Here is a 2,150-nt window from a genome sequence, read left to right on the forward strand (position 1 = left end):
GATGGCCCAACGGCTGGTCCGGCTGGACCGTCTGGGTGCCGAACTCGCCGAGCTCGCGGTGGAGATGGGCGAGTACGGGCGCCAGACCACACTCCAGCTCGAGGAGTTGCTGGCCGACACCCCGAACGAACTGTGGGGCCTCGTCGCCGACCACGTCGCGGTGGATCCCGCGGGAGGGAGCACGGTCCCCACCGCCGAGCAGGTGGCGACCGGGCTCGAGCGACTGGCGGCGCTGAGTGACGCCGATCTCCTCCTGCCCGGCCCCGTCGCGCGCTGCCTCGGCCTGCCCGCGGAGCCAGAGGACCTGGACGAGCACGTCACCGCACGTGGACACCGGATGCTCGCCCACATCCCCAGGCTCCGACCCGTGCAGATCTCGGCCCTGGTGGAGCGATTCGGCTCGGTGCCGGCACTGCTCGCCGCCGAACAGACCGACTTCGCGGACGTGGAGGGCGTCGGAGCCCTCTGGGCCAGGCACCTTCGTCAGTGGCTGACCGGCCTGGGGTCGTCCTAGCGCCGGGGTCGTCCCAGGGGCAGAGGGGCCCGCCGCCCGGGGTCAGCCTCCCTCGACCACGTTGAAGGTGGCCGCCGGGCTGAAGACGTTCCCGACCAGCGCGTACACCTGGTAGGCGCCGACCTCGACAGGGGTCCGGTCCGCTTCCGTGCAGGCGCCCTCCGCGGAACGGCGGCCGGTCCAGTCGATCTGGCGGGGCTCGGGCTCACCGGGGCGGAGCTCCACCTCGTCGTCCTCACGGGGGGTGGTGCAGTCGATGCTCGACCACACCTTGACGTTGGTGTCCAGACGGTAGACCTCGAAGGACAGCGGCGCCTCGGAGAGGTCGCGATCGCACGTGGTGTCGGAGGTGTTGAGGATGTTGACGAAGAACCGGACATCCTGCCCCACCGCGACGTTGGGCTCGGCGGGCCAGACCTCCAGGCTCAGGTCCTCGTCCGCGCACCGGCCCCGCGAGGCGCCGCCGTCGTCCCGGGTGGTCTCCGTGGTCGTGGTCTCGGTGGTGGTGGCCGCCTCGGCCGAGTCGACCTCGCCGCCGGTCGCCGAGTCCTGGGTGTCCGTGCCACTGTCCCTGGAGGCGAGGAAGAGTGCCAGCACCACGGCCAGGACCGCGACGACCGCTATGGCGACCGCGGCGACGCGGCGACGCACATAGACCTCGCGCGGAAGGGAGCCCTGGGGTTCGTGCACGGGTCCAACTCTAGAGCCGGGTCGGCGCCGCACCCGATCCCCCTCGCGGCGTGTCCCTAGACCGCGATCATCTCCTCACCCGGGCCGTGGGGGATGTCGTCGACATCTCCCAACACGCTGCGCAGGTACGCGTGGCCGTCGGAGAGCTTGTAGGTGACGCCGACGATGGCCAACCTCCCCTCGTCGATCCGGTCGCTGATGATCTTGGACCGCTGCTTGAGAAGTTGGCCGGTTTCGAGGACGTGTCGGGCCTCGAAATCGTCGATCGCACTGAGTCCCTCGCGACGCCCGTTGAGGATCGAGGGCGAGACCTTCTCGACGACGTCCCGCAGGAAACCGGGAGGGATCTCCCCGGTGTTGAGCGCGTCGACCGTGGCCTTGACGGCTCCGCAGCTGTCGTGGCCGAGAACCACGATCAACGGGGTCTCGAGCACGTGGACCGCGTACTCGATCGACCCGAGCACCGCCGAATCGCTGATGTGGCCCGCGGTTCGGATCACGAAGAGGTCCCCGAGTCCCTGGTCGAAGATGATCTCCGCGGCGACCCGGGAGTCCGAGCACCCGAAGAGCACGGCCTTGGGGTTCTGCGCGGCGACCAGGGTCTGGCGGTGCTCGGTATTCTGACCGGGATGACGCATCTCGCCCCCGACGAATCGATGGTTACCGTCACGGAGGGAGGCCCAGGCCTTGATGGGATCGGTATGAGGCATGACTCATATTGTGCACACCGCGGTCTGACGGGCGCACGGTGACCTCTGTCGACACCTCTGCCCTGCTGTCCTGGTTCGAGCGCGCCGGGCGCCCCCTGCCCTGGCGCGGGCCGGAGGTCGGTGCGTGGGAGATCCTGCTCTGCGAGGTCATGAGTCAGCAGACCCCTGTCGCCCGCGTGGAGCCCGTCTGGCGGGCGTGGCTCGAGCGGTGGCCCGGCCCGGCCGAGCTCGCCGCG

Annotated in this window: 2 protein-coding genes and 2 pseudogenes; 2 read left to right on the plus strand and 2 right to left on the minus strand. The window is 70.1% G+C overall.

Annotated elements, in window-relative coordinates; translation table 11 throughout:
- Window positions 1-514 (plus strand): annotated as a pseudogene (locus G6026_RS11375) (DNA integrity scanning protein DisA); the annotation flags it as partial.
- 42 nt (window positions 515-556) lie between these two features.
- On the opposite strand, the gene G6026_RS11380 reads toward G6026_RS11375, so the two are convergent.
- Together G6026_RS11380 and G6026_RS11385 are read right to left on the minus strand one after the other, a co-directional pair.
- A complete protein-coding gene (locus G6026_RS11380) occupies window positions 557-1,204 on the minus strand; it encodes a hypothetical protein (RefSeq protein WP_182613240.1) in 648 nt (215 codons plus the stop codon).
- Between the two features lie 56 nt (window positions 1,205-1,260).
- Window positions 1,261-1,914, minus strand: a complete 654-nt coding sequence (locus G6026_RS11385; RefSeq protein ID WP_107755694.1) for a carbonic anhydrase — start codon at window positions 1,912-1,914, stop codon at window positions 1,261-1,263.
- Between the two features lie 38 nt (window positions 1,915-1,952).
- Here G6026_RS11385 and G6026_RS11390 point away from each other — a divergent pair.
- A pseudogene (locus tag G6026_RS11390) lies at window positions 1,953-2,150 on the plus strand (A/G-specific adenine glycosylase); the annotation flags it as partial.

This window comes from Dietzia sp. DQ11-38-2, from assembly GCF_014145055.1.
In the GTDB taxonomy this organism is placed as follows: Bacteria; Actinomycetota; Actinomycetes; order Mycobacteriales; family Mycobacteriaceae; genus Dietzia.